The sequence below is a fragment of the bacterium CG_4_10_14_0_2_um_filter_33_32 genome, assembly GCA_002792735.1.
Classification (GTDB): domain Bacteria; phylum Patescibacteriota; class CPR2_A; order CG2-30-33-46; family CG2-30-33-46; genus CG2-30-33-46.
The window spans coordinates 1-1,478 of sequence record PFOW01000001.1; the positions used below are offsets into that span (position 1 = coordinate 1).

Genomic DNA, 1,478 nt, shown 5'->3' on the forward strand with positions numbered 1-1,478 from the left:
TATTTTTATCCAGCACTAACTTTTACTTGTTTTTCGCTATATAATTTATTTATGTATTATGTATATTTCCTTCAAAATGAAAATAATGAGCTTTATTATGGTTCTACAAATAATCTAAAGCGTCGTTTGCAAGAACATAATTCTGGTAGAGCCTACTATACAAAGGGGAGATATTGGAAGCTAATTTATTATGAAGCATATCTTTCTGAAAAAGACGCTAGAAATCGCGAAAAACAATTGAAGTTGCATGGTCAAGCTTTTGCACAGACTAAACGACGTATTAAGAATAGCCTATCTACCAACCTAGATAATTAAATTTGAGCAAAAGTTAGTGCTGGATGAATTTTCAAAGTTCTTTCCGACCATTTTATTTATAAAATCACCGGAATATACTCTACTATTTTTTGATAAAAAAGTAGCTCTGTATCTTAACAAATTTAAGCTAATAAGTCAAGGGGTTTTTCTATCGGGTAGTTTATACTTTCTCATTACAGAAAGCACCAAAGATCATTCTGTCACTTTTGTATCGGCAAAAGTGACCAAAACCTCGCAACTGACTCAAAAAAGCTAGAAATTCTTCAAGTTTCAATCTTCCGAATCTGAACTCACCGACTAAGAAGTCGGATCGGTTTCGCTCGGAGATGCTCACGCTCTCCTTGCTTAACTAGGCAGATTCTCGTCTTAATAAGGATTAAAACTGTTTGAAACTTTTGAATTTCCTAGACGCTTTTTTGAAATGTTGCATTTAAAATTATTATCTTGTCCGCATTTTGAAAAAGTGTTAAAAAAATAAACTCAAAAAGAGCGGTTCTAATTCTTATTAGAACGAGAACCTGCACAACCCGAGCAAAGAGAGTGATAATATCTCTTTGCGAGGGCGATCCTTCTTAGGATCGTTCAGGTTCGAAAACTCTGTTGAGTAATATTTTTAGCTTTTTCAAACGAGCGAACGACTTTGCGCCACTTTCTAGAAAGTGGCAAGAAAAATATTTTGATTACTTTTAAGAAAAGTAGAGACAATACCCTGTACTAATTTTGCAACTTAACAAGAAAAGCAAGGCGCTTCGCCCATAGAGGAAATGGCCTATTCGGCCACGCGCTTTGTTAATTATTTACAACATCAAACCTATCTTAAAAATTAAACATAATCTAAATGGCAAAAATTAGCACAGGGTTATTTTTCTTTTTATTTTATAACAAAATAACTGTAGAAAAATAAAAAAGACGCTTGTTGTGTTTTATGATTATTTAAAATCTTAAACGAGTGCTACAAGCGCCAAAAACACTCTATTTTTATATTTGAATACATTCGCCAACCCTTACCGGCAATATTAATCGACGATTACGTTCGATCAATTCATTTTGAAACACTGCTATTGCTTCATAGGTGGCGTGAGATAGGTAAACTGGAATTTTTGGAAATGCTGATAAAATCAACCTTAAGCCATCTTTCGCCTCGTGTCCGGAAACATGCGTTC

The 1,478-nt window shown here is 33.9% G+C and carries 2 protein-coding genes and 1 other annotated feature; both genes read left to right on the forward strand.

The window, feature by feature from the left end; all coding sequences use genetic code 11:
* Window positions 1-51: 51 nt before the first annotated feature.
* Window positions 52-315 (forward strand): excinuclease ABC subunit C, encoded by a 264-nt coding sequence (locus tag COX95_00005; GenBank protein PIZ86715.1) that lies wholly within the window; start codon window positions 52-54, stop codon window positions 313-315.
* Window positions 157-242 (forward strand) — a sequence feature (possible 23S ribosomal RNA but 16S or 23S rRNA prediction is too short). (Overlaps the previous gene by 86 nt.)
* A gap of 16 nt (window positions 316-331) precedes the next feature.
* Complete coding sequence (locus tag COX95_00010) at window positions 332-571, forward strand: hypothetical protein (GenBank protein ID PIZ86714.1); 240 nt, start codon at window positions 332-334, stop codon at window positions 569-571.
* Window positions 572-1,478 lie beyond the last annotated feature (907 nt).